Below are 17,571 nucleotides of genomic sequence, written 5' to 3'. Positions count from 1 at the left end.
GCGAGGCTCTGCACTTGCCGGGGGTTCGACGTACCGTCTATGACAAGCGAAGGGAAGAAGGCGAAGTGACTGAGGACGACCGGACGAGGGCCATGCGCTCGCCAGGCGACGGCCGCCCGCTGCCTCCGAGGCCCGCTGACGGCCTGCGCTCCGGCGGTGCGCCCGCCTACCAGGTGCCGTCCGGCGGGGCGGGAGCGCCCACGCACAAGCTCCCTGTCGCTTCCCAGAATCCTGAGGCGCCGGCTCCGCCCAAGGCCGGCTCGCGGGTCTATGGGAGGGCGCGGTCGGGCAGCAGTCCGGTCAAGCCGCTGCGGTCCAGGCGGGACGGAGCTGGGCCGTCGGAGATGGCCCCCAGAGGGCCCCGCAAGCGGCCGTCGGGTAAGACGGTTCTGAAGATCGTTGCCGGGCTGCTGGTGGTGTTGCTGGTGGCGGCCGTGGGCATGTTCTTCTGGATCGACTCCCGGTTGGCCGGGATCGACGCGGTGCTCGACGACTACGAGGGCCGTCCGGCCGACACCCCGGGCACCAACTGGCTGCTGGTGGGCTCCGACAGCCGCAAGGGTCTGTCGGCGGCCGAGCGTAAGAAGCTCCGCACCGGGCGTGCCGTGGGGCAGCGTACGGACTCGATGATGTTGCTGCACATTCCGGAAGGCAGCGACAAGCCGACGCTGGTCAGCCTGCCCCGCGACTCGGCGGTCACCATCCCGGGCAAAGGGCGCGACAAGCTCAACTCCGCCTACTCGCTAGGTGGGCCGAAGCTGCTGGCCCGCACGGTGGAGACGGTCACGGGGATCCATGTCGACCACTACATGGAGATCGGGTTCGCCGGATTCGTGGACATCGTCGACGCCATCGGCGGCGTCGAGATCAACGTCCGGGCCGACGTGGACGACCCCAAAGCGGGGCTGAAACTGAAGAAGGGCACGCAGGTGCTCACTGGCGCCCAGGCCCTCGGGTACGTCCGCACCCGGAAGGGCGGCGCGCTGCCCGACTTCGAGCGGACCAAGCGGCAGCGGCAGTTCCTCGGCGCGGTCGTGAAGAAGGCGGCCAGCCCGGGAGTGCTGATCAACCCGTTCACCTCGATCCCGCTGGCCATGAGCGCCACGGACGCGGTCCAGGTCGACGGCGGCACCGGGGCGTTCGACATGCTCTCGCTCGGGCTGGCCATGGGTGACAGCCCGGTGACGACTGTGGTGCCGTTCGGTGGGGAGGAGCCCGTCCCGAGCGGGGGCACGGCGGTCAAGTGGGACCGGACGAAGGCCCTGGCGCTCTTCGACGCGCTGAAGAACGACAAGCCGGTCCCGAAGACCGTTGTCGACGCCGGCTGATTCCCGGGCCGGGGCTAGCCCGAGGAGCCGGCTGTGGCGGTTGTGGCGGCGGTGATCGCCGCCATGGCCGCCGCGTTGATGGAGGCGATGGTCTTGGCGACCGCGTCGCCCGCCCAGGCGCCCTCCGCGATCTCCTTGATGCGTGCCTTGCTCGCTCCCGGGAACGCCTTGCGATCCAGCTTGGCCGCGTGCATGATCGCGATCAGGACGGCGGTGCGGGCGTCGGGGTCCGCGCCCGCGAGCACGGCGGAGACCCGTTCACGGACGTTCGCCTCCACTCCCGGCTGCGCCTCCAGCCAGCGGGTGGTCGGAAACAGGCCCAGGACCTTGCCCCGTTCCTCGGTCAGCACGCCTGCCGAGGCCAGCTTGGTGAGCAGGCGCGTGCGTAGCTTGGCCGAGTGCAGGCGCTGCACCCACCACTGCGGTGTGCGGTCCTTGCGTTCGGCGGCGATGCGGGTGAGCGTGGCGTCCAGTTCGTCGTCGCCGACCGGGGCCGGGTCCTTGAGCGTGAGCTTCTTGTTCGACAGCGCCACGCGGTCCGCCACAGCGAGCTCGGCCAGAATGGCACCGGCCAGCGCCGGGTCGAGCTGCGTGGAGTTGATGAGCGGCTTGCCGTCTTCTTTGTAAGCCAACAGGAGGAGTTCCTCGGCGATCGTCACCGTCATGGTTCGACACTAATCTCCCAGCCATGACTATGTCGGAGACATTGCATGCCGTCGGTCGTCCGCTGCTCCAGGCGCAGCTGGAGCATCCCACCGTGGCCGGGATCGCACGGGGCGACCTGGCCGAGCCGGTGTTCAGGTCGTGGCTGGAGCAGGACTACCTGTTCCTGCTCGACTACGTGCGGGTGTTCTCCCGGCTGGCCTGGCAGGCGCCCGACGCGCATCTGGGCGATCTGGTGGATCTGGCGCACACGACGTACCACGACGAGCTGAGCTTGCATCGGTCGTTGTCGGCGGAGTTCGGGGCCGATCTGGACGGGGCGGTGAAGGGGCCGGCATGTGCGGCGTATACGGCGTTCCTGCTGGATTCGGCGGCGTCGTACGGGGAGGGGCTGGCGGCGCTCTATGCGTGCATGTGGGGGTATTCGAGCCTCGGGCGGATCCTGGCGGAGAATCCGCCTGCCGAGCCGCGGTACCGGGCGTGGGTGGACACGTACGCGGATCCGGGGTTCGCGGTGTTGACGGTGCGGATCGCGCAGATGATCGATGAGGCCGACCCCGATCCGGCGCGGGCGGAGGCGCTGTTCAGGGAAGGGATGGCACACGAGCTGGCCTTCTGGGACGTCCCGTAGTTTCCACAGGCTGTGGACGGCCGGGTGTGCGCCGTACCCTGGTGGCATGCCGGAACTTCCCGAAGTGGAGTCTCTGGCCCACTTCCTGCGCGACCGGGCGGTGGGCCGCACCATCCTGGGTGTCGACGTGGTCGCCATCCAGGCGCTCAAGACGTTCGATCCGCCGGTCACCGCGCTCGGCGGGCTGACCGTGACCGGCGTGGCCAGGCACGGCAAGTTCCTCGACCTCGACTGCGACGGGCTGCATCTGGTCATCCACCTCGCCCGCGCGGGGTGGCTGCGCTGGCGCGAGGATCTGTCCGGGGCGAAGCCGGTCCGTCCTGGGAAGGGGCCGCTCGCGGTGCGGCTGCGGCTGGCGCCCGATGACGAGGGCTTGGCACCCGGGTTCGAGCTCACCGAGGCGGGGACACAGAAGCGCCTTGCCGTCTATGTCACGAAAAATCCGGACGATGTCCCCGGCGTCGCCGCCCTCGGCCCCGACCCCCTGGACGAGTCCTTCACCGTGGATGCGCTCAAGCAGATCGTGGGCGGCAGCCGCACCCAGATCAAAGGGCTGCTGCGCGATCAGAAGGTCATCGCGGGCATCGGGAACGCCTACTCCGACGAGGTGCTGCACGCGGCCAAGATGTCCCCTTTCAAGATCGCGGCGTCCTTGACGGACGCTCAGATCGCCGATCTGCACGAGGCCATCGTGACCACGCTGAGGGAGGCGGTGGAGCGGGCGCACGGGCTGGCGGCCAAGGACCTCAAGGCGGAGAAGAAGTCCGGGCTTCGGGTGCACAACCGGGCGGGGCAGCCGTGTGACGTGTGCGGTGACACGATCCGCGAGGTGTCGTTCGCCGACTCCGCGCTCCAGTACTGCCCCACCTGCCAGACCGGCGGCAAGCCGCTCGCCGACCGGAGGCTTTCCCGTCTTCTTAAATAACCCCCTTTTCTTTTACGGTCGCCCAGCGTCACCGCACGCGCCGACGTTCCTTACCGTCTGTCATGGCCGGTCGTGAAGGCTCACGGGTTGCTCGCCGTGACGGAGCGCATGCTTGGCCGGGTTCCGTGGTTCGGGGCTGGGCCGCCGTTGCGTCGATGGCGGTGTCGCTCGGCCGAGGGTGAGTCAGGCCTTGACCGGGACGCGGTCCCTTGTCCGTGCGCGGGTGCGGAGGCCGATGGTGGCGATGATGGCGGCCAGCAGGGTTGCGGTCACCGGGGCGAGGAGGGCTGTGCGGAGGGCGGTCAAGGATGCTTGGGGGGTGGGGTCGGTGCCGAGGGCGGCTACGTTGATCGCTGTCACCGCCGACAGGCCCAGGGCCGCGCCGAACTGGAACGAGGAGTTGATGAGGCCGCCGGCCAGGCCCTGCTCGTGCTCGGCGATGCCGTCCGTGGCCACAATCGTGAGCGGGCCGTACACGAAGGCGAACATCAGGCCGATGAGCAGCATCGACGGCAGCATGGCCGCGTACGTCCAGTCCAGACCGACGCCGAGGAACAACGCGTACGCCAGCAGGCCCGACAGCAGGCCGCCCAGCACGACCTTGGCGTTGCCGTACCGGTTGACCAGCCACGGAGTGAGTGTGGGGGCCAGCACCACGTCGGCGGCGGCCGCCAGCAGGGCCAGGCCCGTCTGGATGGTGGACCAGCCGCGCAACTCCTGCAGGTAGAGCGTGACCAGGAACTGGAAGCCGAAGAACGAGGCCGTGAGCAGGGCGGCCATCAAATTGGCCCGCACCAGGGGGCCTGACCTGAGGATGCCGAGTCGCACCAGCGGGCCGGCGGAGCGGCGCTCGACGGCGGCGAACGCCGCGAGCAGGGCCAGGCCGCCGGCGAAGGCCGCGACGGTCAGTGGCCAGCCGTCGGCCGGCTGCTCCAGGCGTACGACGCCGTAGACCAGCAGCATCATCGCGCCCGTGATGGTGACGGCGCCCGCCAGATCGAATCCCGTGGCCGGAGGGCGTTCGGCGGCGGGCTCCTTGATCAGGGGGATGGCGACGGCCAGGATCGCCGCCGACATCAGCACCGGTGCGAAGAAGACCCAGCGCCAGCCGAAGGCTGTGAGCAGGCCGCCGATCACCAGGCCGAGCGCGAAGCCGCCCGCGGCCGTCCCCGCATAGATGAGCAGCGCCCGATTGCGCAGCCGGCCCTCGGGGAAGGTCGTGGTGATCAGGGAGAGGCCGGCCGGGGTCATGAAGGCGGCGGCCACGCCCGTGACGAAGCGGGCGATCAGCAGGACCCAGCCTTCGTCCGCGAAGCCCCCGAGGCCGGAGAACACCAGGAACACCCCGAGCCAGAGCAGGAACATGCGGCGGCGGCCCAGCAGGTCGGCCGCGCGGCCGCCGAGCAGCATGAAGCCGCCGTAGCCGAGCACGTACGCGCTCACGACCCCGCTCAGCATGCCCGTGGACAACCCAAGGTCGGCCCGGATGGACGGGAGGGCGACGTTCAGCATGGCCACGTCGATGCCCTCGAGGAAGATGGCGCCGCACAAGACGGCGAGGACGCCCCAAGAACGGGCAGGCATGACAAACCCCCGGTTACGAATAGGCAGTCGGTTCTCTCTTGTAACCGTCCACATCTTGGGCCAGCATGAAATGTCATGGAAGACGGCACTTTCAGATCACTCAGTTACTGCGACAGCACCGTGGACGACGACTACGACGTGCGGCAGTGGGACACGCGGGAGGACTGCGAGGTCCGCCAGATACTCGACCGCATCGCGGACAAGTGGTCGCTGCTGGTCATCGCGTTGCTCGACTGCCAGAGCCTGCGTTTCTCCCAGCTGCGCCGCGAGATCGACGGCGTCAGCCAGCGCATGCTCAGCGTGACCCTGCGCCACCTCGAGCGTGACGGGCTGGTCTCCCGTACGGTGCACCCGGTGGTGCCGCCCAGGGTGGACTATGCGCTGACGCCGCTCGGGCGGACCCTGCACCAGACGATCAAATCCCTGGTCACGTGGACTGAGGAGCATCAGGCGGAGATCGCGTCGGCGCGTGCGGAGTACGACGCGAGGCAAGAGATGATGGAGGCATGACCGTTCCTGAGATCGAGGCCAGTGCCCTTCCCGATGACGCCTACCTGCTTGACGTGCGTGAGCAGGAGGAGTGGGTGGCCGGGCACGCCCCTGACGCCGCGCACATCCCCATGACCCAGATCCAGCAGCGGGTCGACGAGGTGCCGGCAGACCGGACGGTCTACGTCGTCTGCCGGGTGGGCGGGCGGTCGCTGCAGGTCGCGGCCTGGCTCAACCAGCTCGGGCGGGACGCGGTCAACGTCGGCGGCGGCATGCAGTCGTGGGAGGCCGCGCGTCGCCCGATGGTGAGCGAGACCGGACAGCAACCTTTCGTGGCCTAACGCGCAGTTCGCCCTTTATGGCATCATGAGGGCGCCAACTTCAGATTGTCGCGGGAGCTCGGGGTGCCGGGCTGAGAGGGCAGCTATCCATCCGCTGCCGACCGCCTGAACCTGTCCGGGTAATGCCGGCGTAGGGAGTGTGCGATGACGCATGTCGCCGACGAAGTTCCGCTGACCCTCCAGGGAGCGCCCCCCAAAACGCTCGGCGTCCTCGACCAAGGCGCACTCTGGGCGAACCTCGGCGTCAGTCTCCTGGGCTTCTCGGGCGCCCTCTACCTGCTCGACCCCCTCGGCAACGCACCGCTCAGCCTGATCGCCGCGCTCACCGCCACCGTGGTCGGCAGCCTGATCGGCACGTCCATGGTGGGCCTGGCCGCCATCCCCGGCACCCAGACGGGGCAACCCTCGATGGTGCTGCTCCGCGGGCTCTTCGGGGCCAAGGCGTCCTACGTGCCCACGGTGCTGAACATCGTCCAGATGCTCGGCTGGGGCGCGTTCGAGCTCTGGGTGATCGCCAAGGCCGCCAGCGCGATCTTCAGTGGCGTCCCGTACCAGGTGTGGGTGATCGCGGCCGGGGTGCTGACCACGGCGCTCACGATCTGGCCGCTCGGGGCGGTCCGCCTGATCAGGCGGTACGTCACCATCGGCGTGATCGTGTCCATGATCTGGTTCACCTGGTACCTCGTTTCCGAGGCGCCGGCGCACACAGGCGGCGGCTGGACAGCCTTCCCGGCGGCCGTGGACTACGTGATCGCGCTCTCGGTGTCCTGGGTGCCGATGGCCGCCGACTTCGCCAGGCACTCCAGGTCCAGCAAGGCCGCGTTCACCGGCGTGGTGGGCGGCTACACGCTGGCCCAGGTCGCCTGCCTGGGGCTGGGCGTGTACGCGGTGGCCATCGCGGGCGCGGACGCGGTGCTCGCGGACGGCACGGCGGTGTTCGGACCGTTCGTGGCCGCGCCGCTGGGCGCGTTGTTCTTCGCGATCCTGGTGCTGCGTGAGACCGACCAGTCGTTCGCCAATGTCTACTCCACCACCGTGTCGCTGCAGAACCTGATGCCGCGCGTGGACCGCAGGGTGTTCTCCACCGGCATCGGCGTGCTCACCATCGCGATCGCGCTGGTCGTGGACGTCACCTCGTACGGCGCCTTCCTCGGCGTGATCGGCGCGGTGTTCGTGCCGATGTTCGCGGTGCTCGCCGTCGACTACTTCGTGCTGGGTGGCGCCGACCGCTGGAACACCGACGAGAACGCGCCCTCGCGCTGGACGATGCTGGTGCCGTGGGCGCTCGGTTTCGTCGCCTACTGGCTGACGACCTCGACTCCCACCGTGCCGGCATGGGACGGCTTCTGGGCGTCGGCCCGTGAGGTGATCGGCTTCACCCGGCAGTCCTGGATGAACGGCGCGCTCGGCGGGGCCTTGGTGGCCGCGCTCGTGACGCTGCTCACCGGCCTGCTGCTGCGGCGCGCTGCTCGACGTTGAGCAGGTGCTGCTTGGCGGCCGGGCCGCCCGCGTAATCGCCGAGGGCGCCGTCCTCGCGCACCACCCGGTGACACGGCACGATCACGCAGACGGGGTTGGAGGCCAGCGCGTTGCCGATCGCCCGCAACGCGCGCGGCCGGCCGATGCTCGCGCCGATCTCCTCCAGCGTCGTGGTCGTGCCGTACGGGACCGCCATGGTCTTCTGCAGCACCGTGCGCGCGAAGGACGTGGCCAGCGCCAGGTCCACGGGCGTGGCGAAGGCACGCAGGCGGCCGGAGAAGTAGGCGTCCAGCTCCCTGCGCACCGGGTCGAGCCGGCGCGGGTCCGGGCCGATGAACCTGCCCACATGCTTGGTGACCAGTTCGAAGACGGCGTTTTCCGGCTCGAAGGAACACGCGGCGATGCCTTTGCCGGTCACCGCCAGCACCATCCGGCCCAGCGCGCCGTCGTAGGTGCCGAAGGCGATGTCCGGCGGCGTCTCGCCCCGATAGGTGGTGGAGGTCACACGTAGCAGGGCATCCAGATCGCCGCTCGTCATGCCTCCACCCTTCCCCGCGACTGAGAAATCGCCGTGACCGCAGCGTATCGGACGGATCGCCCGACGCACCCACCTCGCCACGGGCACTATGGAGGTGTGGGGGACCAATGGGCCGGTAGTGACGATGAGATCGCTCGCGCGGTGCTCGCCAGCTCGCCCAACGCCGTCGTGGCGCTCGACAGGGACCAGAGCGTGCTGGTCTGGAACGAGGCCGCCGAGCGGCTCTTCGGGTGGACGGCCGAGGAGATGCTCGGGCGCAGGGCGCCGATCGTGCCCGCGGAGCTGACCGCCGAGCTCAACGCCGTGCTCGAACGCGTGCGCACCGGGGGCCAGGTGTCCCTCCGCACCAAACGCCTGCACAGCGACGGCAGCGTGCTGGACCTGCGGGTCGACATCAGCGCGTTGCGACTGGGCAGCGCCGTGGCCGGTTACGTGTGCGTGCACCACCTGGCCAGGACGGACGAGGTCGCCAAGAACCGGATGGCGCGCCGGGCCAGGCTCGTGCGCAAGCTGACCGACGTGGTCGGCGACATCAACTCCGAGCTGGAGCTGCCGGCCGTGCTGGACCGGATCTCTGCCAGCCTCACCGAGCTGACCGGGGCGGACGCGGGCGGGTTCGTACTGATCGAGGGGGAGCGGCTGCGGCTGGTCAGCACGTACCAGCTGCCGGAGTCGATCAGGGGGACCAGCTCCGACCTGCGGACGAGCCTGGTGGACCGGCTCTTAAGAACCGGCAAGACCGTCCTGCTGCAGTCGAACGAGCTCGACGACCTGGTGTGGGCGCAGCTGAACGGGCTGCACACGATCGCACTGGGCCTGGCCGCCGTCGGCGGGCGGCCGTACGGCGCGCTCTACGCGCTGTTCGCCCGGCGCACGCCGGGGCATCTCGAACTGGAGCTGCTGGAGCTCCTGGCCGGGCACGCCGGCATCGCCGTCGGCAACGCGGTCGCCTACCAGGAGGCGGTCCGGCAGCGGGCGCACGAGCAGGCCGTGTTCGATGCCAGCGCCGACGGGATCGCCGTGTTGGACCAGGCCGGGCGCGTGGTGCGGTGGAACCCGGCCGCCGCCGAGATCACCGCGTTCCCCGCCGACGCCGTCATCGGCGGGCCGCCGCCGTTCCCGCTGCCCGAGGCTGGGGAGAAGCTCACGTTCCAGATGGAGAGCGGTCGCTGGCTGGACGTGGTGAGCGCGCGGGTCGAGGAGACCGGCGAGGTCGTCGTCGACTTCCGCGACGTGACCACGGCCAAGGAGCTCGAGGAGGCCAAAGACCTGTTCCTGGCCACGACCAGCCACGAGCTGCGCACGCCGATCACGATCGTGCGGGGGTTCGCGAGCACGCTGGACTCGCGCTGGGACAAGATGAGCGACCCCGAGCGCCGCTCGGCCGTGCACACGATCGCCGAGCGGGCCAGGTCCCTGGGGCAGCTCATGGACCACCTGCTGCTCGGCGCCCGGGCGGGCGCGGACGAGCTGAAGGTGCGGATCGAGACGTTCGACCTGGCCGAGCGCATCCACGCGGCCACGCTGGGCCTGCCGGCGTTGTCGGACAAGCACCGGGTGGAGGTCGTGCTCCCCGACAAGCTGCCGGACGTGCTCGGCGACGCGCTGGCCACGGACATCGTCCTGGGGCAGTTGCTGGAGAACGCGTTCAAGTACTCGCCGAAGGGCGGGCTGATCAGCGTCGAGGCCTGGCAGGAGGACCACAACGTCGTCGTGGTGGTCGACGACGAGGGCGTCGGCATCGCCCCGCCGGATCGCGAGCGGATCTTCGAGAGGTTCGTCCAGGTGGACAGCGGCGACCGGAGAAGGTTTGGTGGAGTGGGGCTGGGTCTCTACATCGTCCGCAGCCTCGCCCGAGCACAGGGAGGCGACGTGAGCGCTCATCCGCGACCCGGAGGTGGCACCAGGATGCGGCTCGTCCTACGGTGCCCGTCCCCTATCGGATCCGACACACCGATGCGGTAACGAGGTGGTCACGGTTCCGCTGACCTATCGTCCAATGTGTACAAGCTGTGATCGAGATGCGGTTTCTGGGATCGAGTAACGGGGCATTTCGGTCGTACCGGGGAGTGTTCCCGCGGGGGGCACAGGGAACGGGGAGGTGGGTGTGTCAAGCGTGGTGCTACTGCCGTACGCGCCGTCCAGCGTTGCCGTCGCCCGCCAGCGTCTGAGCACTGACCTGCAGGAAAGCGGGGTCTTTTCCACGGCGATCGACGATGCCGTGCTCGTGGTGAGCGAGTTGCTGAGCAACGCGCTGCGGCACGCGCATCCGCTGCCGTCGGGCATGGTGAGGGTGGCCTGGCTGCGAAGCGACGATCACATCGAGGTTGCGGTCAGCGACGGGGGCGCGGCCACCGAACCGCGGGCCGGCCGCCCGACCCTGTCCTCACTGGGGGGCCGGGGGCTCGGCATCGTGGAATACGTGGCTGAGAGCTGGGGAGTGCGTCACGACGGGGACACCACGACGGTGTGGGCCATCCTGCCCGCCCCCAAAGGATCGATGAACGGGCAGGTCGCAGCACTCAAAGAGGCCGGCTAGCCAGCACGGCCCGCTCTCCGGTCGCCCATGCCGTGGACACCAGCAAGTAGAGCCCGGCCGCCAGCGGGAGCACGAGCACGGCCAGCACGGAGCCGTAGGGCAGCAGCCGCATGATCCTTCGCATCACCTCAGGCTGCTCCTCGGAAACCTTGATCTGACGTGCGGACAGCCACGCCACCGCTGTGACCAGTGCAATGACCAGAACGAAGACCAAAACCGGGGCACTAACCAGACCGTAATTGGTGACCAGTCCGGCCACTTGGTGCCCCAGAGGCGCCCCGAACAGGTCGTGACCGGCCAGCGCGGTCGGATGCGTGGCCACCCGGTACATCAGCCACATGAACGGCAGCTGCGCCAGCATCGGCAGGAACCCGGCGAACGGCGAGCTGCCTTCCTTGGCGTAGAGCGCACGTGTCTCCTTGGCCAGCCGCTCGGGATTCCGCCCGAAGCGTTTCTGCAGTTCGCGAAGCTTGGGCGCGAGCCGCTCGCGGATCTTCACCGTACGGGCCTGGCGGACGTTGAGCGGCAGCAGCAGGAGCCGCACGGTCACCGTGAACAAAACGATCGCGAGCGCGGCATTGCCCCCGGACATGCCGATGATGAACGTGACAAGAGAATCGATCATGAGCCCTTCCATCAACAGGAGGTGAGAGGGCTCACGTGCCGGCGAGCCCCGCTGACGAGTGGTAGCGGGGCATGCCTAAGGGGCTCGTGGACGCGGGCGACCGGCCGCGTCGGGGTCGCGCTGGCGCTGGAACTCCGTACGGCGCGCGTAACTCAGCGGAAAGCTCGGCGGCTCCCCACTGAGGACGGGCAGCAACATGGCCGCCCACGTGGCCAGCAGCAGGATCGCCACCATGGTGATCCCGACCAGCCACGGATCAAGCAGGAAAAGCGTCAATGTGACCGGGAGGACTTGCCGACGACGGTGACCGCGATGAAGAAGACCAGGGCGACTACGCCGATGATCAGCGCGATCTTGACCAGGAAGGCCAGCATCGGCAGCAAGAAGTTGAACAGCACGAAGAGACCTAGCAGGGTCCCTATGACGAGCATCACGACTTTACCCATGGAGCCACCGTACGTCCTCCGAGCATGATCCGCGAGGCTTACAGAGTGATGACGTCCGTGCCACTTCCGCGGGGCGTGGCCGTACCGTGAAGAGGTGAACACGCGCATCCTGGTGGTCGATGACGATCCGACCGTCTCCGAGGTCGTCGCCCGCTATCTGGAGCGCGACGGGCACGAGGTCGAGTGTGTGGGCGACGGCGCGGAGGCGCTGCGCAGGGCGCTGGCGCACCCGCCGGACCTCATGGTCCTCGACCTCATGCTGCCCAAGATCGACGGGCTGCAGGTGTGCAAGAAGCTCAGGGAGCGCTGGCCGGTCCCGGTGATCATGCTGACCGCGCTCGGCGAGGAGATCGACCGGGTAGTCGGCCTGGAGACGGGGGCCGACGACTACGTGACCAAACCGTTCAGCCCGCGTGAGCTGGCGCTGCGCGTGCAGTCGGTGTTGCGGCGGGCCAGGGGCGCCTCCGTGACCGGCGGGACCGGGGTGCTGCGTGACGAGGACCTCGTGGTGGACGTGGGAGCCCACGAGGTGCGGCTGCGCGGGGACGAGGTCATGCTGACCGCCCGGGAGTTCGACCTGCTGGCATACCTCATGCGCAATCCGCGCCAGGCGTTCAGCCGCTCGGCGCTGCTGAACCAGGTGTGGGGGTGGTCGTTCGGCGACTCGTCCACGGTGACCGTGCATGTACGGCGGCTGCGGGAGAAGATCGAGCCCGATCCGACCGCCCCGCGCAGGATCGTCACCGTGTGGGGGGTCGGCTACCGGTACGAGCCCTTGGAGGACGGCTCATGATGCCTTCTCTGTGGATGGTCGTCGCCGTGGCGGCCGGGTTGGGGCTGCTGGTCGCGCTCGCGGGGATCTGGCTGATGGGGCGGCTGCGCACCCGGTCCATCGGGGCGATGATGGCCGTGGTCGTGGTGGTCGCCGTGGCCGCGACGCTGGCCGGCATCGTGGCGATCATCATGCAGATGCTCCTCGAGGGAGCGGTCAGGGACTTCGTGCTCGTCGTGGTGGCCGTCGGGGGCCTGGTGGGACTCGGGGTCGCGTTCGTGCTGGCCAAGCGGGTGGTGCGGGAGAGTAAGCGGCTCGTGGACGCCGTACGGGAGCTGCCCTTCGTGGCGCCGCGGGGGCTGCCCGCCGAGTTGCAGACGATCGCGAACACGCTGGAGGAGGCGTACGCGCGGGAGCGGGCCCTGGAAGGGGCGCGGCGCGAGCTCGTCGCCTGGGTGAGCCACGACCTGCGGACGCCGCTGGCCGGGATGCGGGCCATGGCCGAGGCGCTGGAGGACGGGGTGGTGTCGGACACCGAGACGGTCGCCCGCTATCACGGCCAGATCAAGCTGGAGGTGGAGCGGCTGTCCGCCATGGTGGACGACCTGTTCGAGTTGTCCCGCATCCACGCCGGGGCGCTGCGGCTGTCCAGGGCCCGGATCGGGCTGACGGACCTCGTCGCCGACACTCTGGCGGGAGCCGAGCCGCTCGCCAGGGCCAAGGGCGTGGTGCTCACGGCCGAGGCGGCGGAGCCCGTGCCGGTGGAGGCCGACGCCGGGGCGCTCGGGCGGGCCCTCGGCAACCTCGTGGTCAACGCCATCCGGCACACGCCGTCGGACCGGACCGTGGTGCTGCGGGCCGGGGTGGAGGAGGGGATGGCGTGCCTGTCCGTGACGGACTGTTGCGGGGGGATTCCCGATGAGGATCTGCCTCGGGTATTCGAGGTGGCCTTCCGTGGGGAGGCGGCGCGGACTCCCACCGCGGACGGCGGCGCGGGGCTCGGGCTGGCCATTGCACAGGGCATCGTGGAAGCGCACGACGGGCTGATCGGGGTGGTCAACGAGGGGCCTGGGTGCCGGTTCGAGATCCGGCTTCCCCTGGTCAGCGGCTGACGCCCTTAGTCGGTTCGTGCGGCCCGGCGCCGTTCGCGGCGGTCGTATCGGGTATGTCCGGCTGGGTGCCGAACGACTCCGACATTGCCCGAAATGTCGGGCAGGGCCAGCGCCACATGCAGCTCCTGCACCGCAGGATCGGGTGCGCGGCGTCGCTGGTGATGCCGCCCGCGTCCCTCGGCTGGTGGAGATCGAGCAGCCTGAGCCCCAATTCGGAAAATTTGAGCAAATCGCTGCGGGCGCCGGCGAGGAACTCCAGGTCCTCGGTCGCCAGCCGGGTGCGGATGGGGACGTAGCCCTCGTGGTTCACCAGACCACGGAGCCGTCCTGCTTCGTCATGCCATGAGGTGGCCTTCTCTGTGCGGATGAGGATGGACTCCAGGCGTTCTCGGAGCCCCTGACGCTGGAGATCTTCAGGGTTTTCTGCCTTCATCGATACGGGATCCCGCCCTCCTACTCCACGCCGCGGCGGCTGATTCGGTGTCACACTGTCAAGCTTTGCGTACTCTCTGTTTCCGTGGAGCCCAAACGGCGGACAAAAACCTGTCGTTGCCCTCTCGGCGTGACAACGTGACCGAATGGCTTCGCGCCGCTAGCCTGCCCCTGTGGAGCTCAAGGTCTCGACTCGATCACATGCCGGGTGCGCGGTCGTCGCGGTCACCGGGGAAATCGACCTCTATACGGCGCCTCACCTGCAGTCCGAGTTCACTCGGCTGCTGCAGGAGGGGCCAAGCCGGGTGGTCATCGACATGTCCGCCGTGGATTTCTGCGACTCCACGGGGATGAACGTGCTGCTTTCGGCGCTCAAACGGATGAAAGAACAGGGTGGGACGCTCGAGGTGGCCGCGCCACGTCCCGCCGTACGCAAGATCCTGCAGGTCACCGGGCTCGACTCGGTGTTCATCGTGCATGACGAGGTGCCAGAGGAGTTCCTCATCGCCGAGGGATCGTGACGCGAGCCGTACGCGGACGCGGGGCGGTGCTGCCGGTGTGTCCCGCCCGGCCGCACCCCGTGTCCGGCGCGTCGATGTGCTGTGCCGGGTAGGCGTGAGGTGGAGCGTCCTACGGCTTGGGCGGTGACGGCGGCGTCCCGTTCGGGTGATGTTCTCTGTCTGGGGCGACTACCTTGGAGGACGATGTTGTCCTGTTCATGGAAGGTGACGGTCAGTGACCGGTGACACCGCGGTCATCATCCCGGCCGCCAACGAGGCCGACCGCATCGCGGCCACCGTCAAGGCCGCCGCGGCACTGCCCGGCGTGGACCTTGTCGTGGTCGTCGACGACGGCTCGCGGGACCAGACCGGCAGGGTGGCACGCGCGGCGGGAGCCCGGGTGGTGCGGCACAGCCGCAACAGGGGCAAGGCCGCGGCGATGGAGACCGGAGCGGAGGCCGTACGCCTCCTGGACGAGGACGCCACCCCCCGCCACCTGCTCTTCCTCGACGCCGACCTGGGCCGGACGGCCGCCGCGGCGGCGCCGCTCGTCGAGCCCGTGCGCGCGGGCGAGGCCGACATGACCATCGCCGTGTTCACGACGAGGGTGAAGCTCGGCGGCCACGGCTTAGTCGTACGCCTGTCCAGGGAGGGCATCCGCCGGGCCACCGGCTTGGAGCTCGCCCAGCCGCTCAACGGTCAGCGTTGCCTGACGAGAGCGGCCTTCGAAGCGGCCCGGCCGCTGGCGCACGGGTTCGGCGTAGAGACCGCGCTGACGATCGACCTGGTGCGCAAGGGCTTTCGGGTGACGGAGGTCGAGGTGGACATGGCGCATCGGGCGACAGGGACGGACTGGCGGGCGCAGCTCCACCGCGCGATCCAACTCCGTGACGTGGCCCGCGCCCTGGCGATTCGCGACCCTCTGGTCACCCAAAACCTCCACAAACTTCACCCCAATCGCTGACCACCTGCGCCTCCCGCCCGGACCGTTGTCGTGCTCCGCCGGTTATCCACAGGCAACGGCCATCCGGCCGAAGCCGGTCGGCGTGTGTGCTGGAATTTGCGGGTGACTTCGCAGACGCGGCACGACAAGGCACGAGGCCGGCTGGCAGGGGCGGCCACGGGGGCGATCGGTGTCTCGATCCTGCTGACGATCATCATCGGCCTGCTCGGCCCGTCCCCGATGGTGCCCGCACTGAGTGGTCCGGCCTGGCACCCGCCCTATTCGCTGGACGTCCACCCCGCGCCTCACCTGACCGTCGCCCTCGCCGCTGTCGCGCTCATCCTGGGCGGGCTCGGCCTTCTGGCCGCCCTTTTCGCCGTGCGCACGACACCCTCGGCCAATGCCGAGGTTCCGATTTCGGTCGGCCCCGCCTCAGCCGGGACTCAAGCCGCACTCGACCAAGAGACCCAGGCGATGGCACGGCGGCCCGGCCGACGCCGCTGGGGCTTGCCGAGCGCGCGCCTGCTGGTGCTCATGGGCTGCCTCGCCGCCGGGATCCTCGCGTTCCTGCCTCCCTCGGGCTCCGCCGACCATCTCAACTACGCCGCGTACGGCCGCATGGTGACGCTGGGCATCAGCCCCTATACGCATGGTGCCGCCGACCTGGCGGGCGACCCCATCGCCGACGCGGTCGAGGAGCCGTGGCGTGAGGAGGCCAGCGTCTACGGCCCGATGGCGACGGCTCTGCAGGCGGCCGCGAGCTGGGTCGGCGGGGACTCGCTCCGGCTGACGATCTTCGTTCTGGCGCTCTTCAACGCCGCCGCCTTCATCGCGACCGGCCTCCTCATCGACCGTTTCACCAAGGACGACCCGGACCGGCGGCTGCGGGCGGCCTTGCTGTGGACGGCCAACCCGCTCTTGCTCTATCACCTGGTCGCGGGCATGCATGTGGACACGCTGGCGGTCGCTTGCATGGTCGCGGCGCTCGTGGCCAGGAGCCGCCCCGTGGGCTCGGGCGCCCTGCTCGGGCTGGGGGTGGCCATCAAGATCAACGCTGGCCTCGTAGCCCTTGGCCCTGCTTGGGAGCTGCGCAGGCGCCCCGCCCGGCTGGCCCTCATGGCGGGCTGCGCCCTGGCGCTGGTGATCGCCGGCTACGCGATCGTCGGGGCGGAGGCGATCACGCCGGTGACGCGCACCAGCAAGTCGATCTCGCATGCCTCTTACTGGAAGCTCGTCCAGGGCTGGCTCCAGTCCATCGTGGGCACGGGAAGCGCCTACCGGGGCGAGATCCAGGTCGGCTCGTTGCTGGTGCTCGCGCTCGTCGCCTGGTGCCTGCTCCGCTGGGCCTCCCGCACGCACTGGGCCGGCGGGGAAGCGCCGGTGGTGGCGGCGGGGCTGGCGGTGGCATACCTGTTCGCCACGCCGTACATCCTGCCTTGGTACGACGGGCTGGCGTTCGGCATGTTGGCGCTCGTGGCGGCCTCTGCCGTGGACGGGTTCATGGTCGCTCACCTGCTGGCGTTGTCCCTCGCCTACTTGCCTGCCCGGGTCGAGGCGCAGCCCGCCGACCTCGAGTGGCTCAGGACGGTGGTCCGGCCTCAGATCGCGTGGGTGCTGCTTGCCCTGACCGTGGCGCTGGCGGTGTGGGCGTGGCGAGCTGCAGGGCGCGCACACAGGCGGCCAGCGTCAGCGGGACGGCGACCGTCAGCGCCATAGCCGGGATGGCGATGCCCGAGTCGTTCATCAGGAAGCCGACGAGGGCGCACGTCAAGGCGCCGAACAGGCCTGCTCTGAGCGTCGGGGCCAGCCCGTACGCCTGCCCGAGCGCCGGCGCCCCCCAGCGCGAGGGCCGGGTGAGGACCAGGAACAGGAACGCCAGCGCCACCACCGACAGGAGGGTCAGTGACCAGTTGCCGACCGTTACGCCGATCATGGCGCTGAACTTGCGGCCGACGACGGTCCACGCCTGACCGTCGATGACCTGCTGCACGAACGTGCCCAGGTGGGTCCGCTGGGTCTCGGGCCGCAGCCAGTCGACCACGGACAAGGCGCCGACCAGCGCCGCCCCCGCCAGGCCGACCAGCAGAAGGCGCAGCACCGACACCCGTCTGCCCGAGAGCAGGATGAGGAAGACGGCCAGCCCGACCACGAACGCCGGCACCCCGCCGAAGTCCGCACCCCACGACGGCCAGCCATCCGCGAACACCGCGAAGCCCCCATACAG

General features: G+C 69.6%; 20 protein-coding genes and 1 riboswitch. Of the genes, 13 read left to right on the top strand and 7 right to left on the bottom strand.

The features are described from left to right. The first annotated feature begins 65 nt into the window (after positions 1-65). The gene (locus ACTWQA_RS37335) at positions 66-1,328 is read left to right on the top strand and encodes an LCP family glycopolymer transferase (RefSeq protein ID WP_443163664.1); all 1,263 of its coding nucleotides are present in this window, start codon (positions 66-68) and stop codon (positions 1,326-1,328) included. Positions 1,329-1,342: 14 nt separating this feature from the next. On the opposite strand, the gene ACTWQA_RS37330 is transcribed toward ACTWQA_RS37335, so the two are convergent. Next, positions 1,343-1,993, bottom strand: coding sequence for a GOLPH3/VPS74 family protein (locus ACTWQA_RS37330; protein ID WP_443163663.1), 651 nt, complete (start codon positions 1,991-1,993; stop codon positions 1,343-1,345). 23 nt (positions 1,994-2,016) lie between these two features. On the opposite strand from ACTWQA_RS37330, the gene ACTWQA_RS37325 reads away from it, so the two are divergent. Then, a complete protein-coding gene (locus tag ACTWQA_RS37325; RefSeq protein ID WP_443163662.1) occupies positions 2,017-2,622 on the top strand; it encodes a TenA family protein in 606 nt (201 codons plus the stop codon). Positions 2,623-2,668: 46 nt separating this feature from the next. Further along, the gene (locus ACTWQA_RS37320; RefSeq protein ID WP_443163661.1) at positions 2,669-3,547 is read left to right on the top strand and encodes an Fpg/Nei family DNA glycosylase; all 879 of its coding nucleotides are present in this window, start codon (positions 2,669-2,671) and stop codon (positions 3,545-3,547) included. A gap of 183 nt (positions 3,548-3,730) precedes the next feature. On the opposite strand, the gene ACTWQA_RS37315 is transcribed toward ACTWQA_RS37320, so the two are convergent. Continuing rightward, on the bottom strand, positions 3,731-5,131 hold the full coding sequence (locus tag ACTWQA_RS37315) for an MFS transporter (RefSeq protein ID WP_443163660.1): 1,401 nt from the start codon (positions 5,129-5,131) through the stop codon (positions 3,731-3,733). Between the two features lie 75 nt (positions 5,132-5,206). On the opposite strand from ACTWQA_RS37315, the gene ACTWQA_RS37310 reads away from it, so the two are divergent. The 3 genes from ACTWQA_RS37310 to ACTWQA_RS37300 all read left to right on the top strand — a co-directional run bounded on the left by ACTWQA_RS37310 (position 5,207) and on the right by ACTWQA_RS37300 (position 7,440). After that, complete coding sequence (locus tag ACTWQA_RS37310; RefSeq protein WP_443163659.1) at positions 5,207-5,641, top strand: winged helix-turn-helix transcriptional regulator; 435 nt, start codon at positions 5,207-5,209, stop codon at positions 5,639-5,641. Further along, the gene (locus ACTWQA_RS37305) at positions 5,638-5,961 is read left to right on the top strand and encodes a rhodanese-like domain-containing protein (RefSeq protein WP_305914048.1); all 324 of its coding nucleotides are present in this window, start codon (positions 5,638-5,640) and stop codon (positions 5,959-5,961) included. The genes ACTWQA_RS37310 and ACTWQA_RS37305 overlap by 4 nt, the downstream gene beginning before the upstream one ends. A 40-nt stretch (positions 5,962-6,001) precedes the next feature. Then, positions 6,002-6,115: riboswitch (TPP riboswitch) on the top strand. Continuing rightward, complete coding sequence (locus tag ACTWQA_RS37300) at positions 6,106-7,440, top strand: purine-cytosine permease family protein (protein WP_443163658.1); 1,335 nt, start codon at positions 6,106-6,108, stop codon at positions 7,438-7,440. Its footprint overlaps the riboswitch before it by 10 nt. On the opposite strand, the gene ACTWQA_RS37295 is transcribed toward ACTWQA_RS37300, so the two are convergent. Next, entirely contained in the window at positions 7,403-7,978 is a 576-nt protein-coding gene (locus tag ACTWQA_RS37295) for a methylated-DNA--[protein]-cysteine S-methyltransferase (RefSeq protein ID WP_305914050.1), read from the bottom strand. The two genes, ACTWQA_RS37300 and ACTWQA_RS37295, sit on opposite strands and share 38 nt — an antisense overlap. Positions 7,979-8,074: 96 nt before the next feature. Here ACTWQA_RS37295 and ACTWQA_RS37290 point away from each other — a divergent pair, with 96 nt between their 5' ends. Together ACTWQA_RS37290 and ACTWQA_RS37285 are read left to right on the top strand one after the other, a co-directional pair. Beyond that, positions 8,075-9,943 carry an ATP-binding protein gene (locus ACTWQA_RS37290; protein WP_443163657.1) on the top strand — a complete coding sequence of 623 codons (1,869 nt, stop codon included), beginning with the start codon at positions 8,075-8,077 and terminating at the stop codon, positions 9,941-9,943. Positions 9,944-10,085: 142 nt separating this feature from the next. Further along, positions 10,086-10,517, top strand: coding sequence for an ATP-binding protein (locus ACTWQA_RS37285; protein ID WP_305914052.1), 432 nt, complete (start codon positions 10,086-10,088; stop codon positions 10,515-10,517). Here ACTWQA_RS37285 and ACTWQA_RS37280 read toward each other — a convergent pair. From ACTWQA_RS37280 to ACTWQA_RS37270, 3 genes are all read right to left on the bottom strand, one after another. After that, complete coding sequence (locus tag ACTWQA_RS37280; protein ID WP_443163656.1) at positions 10,501-11,142, bottom strand: YidC/Oxa1 family membrane protein insertase; 642 nt, start codon at positions 11,140-11,142, stop codon at positions 10,501-10,503. The two genes, ACTWQA_RS37285 and ACTWQA_RS37280, sit on opposite strands and share 17 nt — an antisense overlap. Before the next feature lie 75 nt (positions 11,143-11,217). Continuing rightward, positions 11,218-11,418: a DUF6412 domain-containing protein gene (locus ACTWQA_RS37275; RefSeq protein WP_443163655.1), complete on the bottom strand. Its 201-nt coding sequence runs from the start codon at positions 11,416-11,418 to the stop codon at positions 11,218-11,220. Beyond that, on the bottom strand, positions 11,415-11,588 hold the full coding sequence (locus tag ACTWQA_RS37270; protein WP_327586630.1) for a hypothetical protein: 174 nt from the start codon (positions 11,586-11,588) through the stop codon (positions 11,415-11,417). The genes ACTWQA_RS37275 and ACTWQA_RS37270 overlap by 4 nt, the downstream gene beginning before the upstream one ends. A 94-nt stretch (positions 11,589-11,682) precedes the next feature. Between ACTWQA_RS37270 and ACTWQA_RS37265 the strand changes: the two genes are divergently transcribed. Then, a complete protein-coding gene (locus ACTWQA_RS37265; protein ID WP_443163654.1) occupies positions 11,683-12,381 on the top strand; it encodes a response regulator transcription factor in 699 nt (232 codons plus the stop codon). Further along, positions 12,378-13,472: a sensor histidine kinase gene (locus tag ACTWQA_RS37260; protein ID WP_443163653.1), complete on the top strand. Its 1,095-nt coding sequence runs from the start codon at positions 12,378-12,380 to the stop codon at positions 13,470-13,472. The genes ACTWQA_RS37265 and ACTWQA_RS37260 overlap by 4 nt, the downstream gene beginning before the upstream one ends. On the opposite strand, the gene ACTWQA_RS37255 is transcribed toward ACTWQA_RS37260, so the two are convergent. Further along, positions 13,462-13,782: a hypothetical protein gene (locus ACTWQA_RS37255; RefSeq protein ID WP_443163652.1), complete on the bottom strand. Its 321-nt coding sequence runs from the start codon at positions 13,780-13,782 to the stop codon at positions 13,462-13,464. The genes ACTWQA_RS37260 and ACTWQA_RS37255 overlap by 11 nt on opposite strands. Positions 13,783-14,077: 295 nt before the next feature. Here ACTWQA_RS37255 and ACTWQA_RS37250 point away from each other — a divergent pair, with 295 nt between their 5' ends. From ACTWQA_RS37250 to mptB, 3 genes are all read left to right on the top strand, one after another. Further along, the gene (locus ACTWQA_RS37250; RefSeq protein ID WP_305914059.1) at positions 14,078-14,425 is read left to right on the top strand and encodes an STAS domain-containing protein; all 348 of its coding nucleotides are present in this window, start codon (positions 14,078-14,080) and stop codon (positions 14,423-14,425) included. A 214-nt stretch (positions 14,426-14,639) separates the two neighbouring features. Beyond that, a complete protein-coding gene (locus tag ACTWQA_RS37245; RefSeq protein WP_327586626.1) occupies positions 14,640-15,368 on the top strand; it encodes a glycosyltransferase family 2 protein in 729 nt (242 codons plus the stop codon). Between the two features lie 102 nt (positions 15,369-15,470). After that, positions 15,471-17,063: a polyprenol phosphomannose-dependent alpha 1,6 mannosyltransferase MptB gene (gene mptB / locus ACTWQA_RS37240; RefSeq protein WP_443163651.1), complete on the top strand. Its 1,593-nt coding sequence runs from the start codon at positions 15,471-15,473 to the stop codon at positions 17,061-17,063. Positions 17,064-17,571 lie beyond the last annotated feature (508 nt).

It is taken from the genome of Nonomuraea sp. 10N515B (assembly GCF_052245915.1).
Lineage (GTDB): Bacteria > Actinomycetota > Actinomycetes > Streptosporangiales > Streptosporangiaceae > Nonomuraea.
Note: the sequence above shows the minus strand (reverse complement) of the source record. Positions and strands in the feature narration are given on the sequence as shown.

Excerpts from the sequence above, each read along its gene's own strand:
- ACTWQA_RS37305 (WP_305914048.1), top strand. The coding sequence starts at position 5,638 with ATGACCGTTCCTGAGATCGAGGCCAGTGCCCTTCCCGATGACGCCTAC.
- ACTWQA_RS37310 (WP_443163659.1), top strand. The coding sequence starts at position 5,207 with ATGGAAGACGGCACTTTCAGATCACTCAGTTACTGCGACAGCACCGTG.
- ACTWQA_RS37330 (WP_443163663.1), bottom strand. The coding sequence starts at position 1,993 with ATGACGGTGACGATCGCCGAGGAACTCCTCCTGTTGGCTTACAAAGAA.
- ACTWQA_RS37260 (WP_443163653.1), top strand. The coding sequence starts at position 12,378 with ATGATGCCTTCTCTGTGGATGGTCGTCGCCGTGGCGGCCGGGTTGGGG.
- ACTWQA_RS37320 (WP_443163661.1), top strand. The coding sequence starts at position 2,669 with ATGCCGGAACTTCCCGAAGTGGAGTCTCTGGCCCACTTCCTGCGCGAC.
- ACTWQA_RS37270 (WP_327586630.1), bottom strand. The coding sequence starts at position 11,588 with ATGGGTAAAGTCGTGATGCTCGTCATAGGGACCCTGCTAGGTCTCTTC.
- ACTWQA_RS37295 (WP_305914050.1), bottom strand. The coding sequence starts at position 7,978 with ATGACGAGCGGCGATCTGGATGCCCTGCTACGTGTGACCTCCACCACC.
- ACTWQA_RS37280 (WP_443163656.1), bottom strand. The coding sequence starts at position 11,142 with ATGATCGATTCTCTTGTCACGTTCATCATCGGCATGTCCGGGGGCAAT.
- ACTWQA_RS37325 (WP_443163662.1), top strand. The coding sequence starts at position 2,017 with ATGACTATGTCGGAGACATTGCATGCCGTCGGTCGTCCGCTGCTCCAG.
- ACTWQA_RS37300 (WP_443163658.1), top strand. The coding sequence starts at position 6,106 with ATGACGCATGTCGCCGACGAAGTTCCGCTGACCCTCCAGGGAGCGCCC.
- ACTWQA_RS37315 (WP_443163660.1), bottom strand. The coding sequence starts at position 5,131 with ATGCCTGCCCGTTCTTGGGGCGTCCTCGCCGTCTTGTGCGGCGCCATC.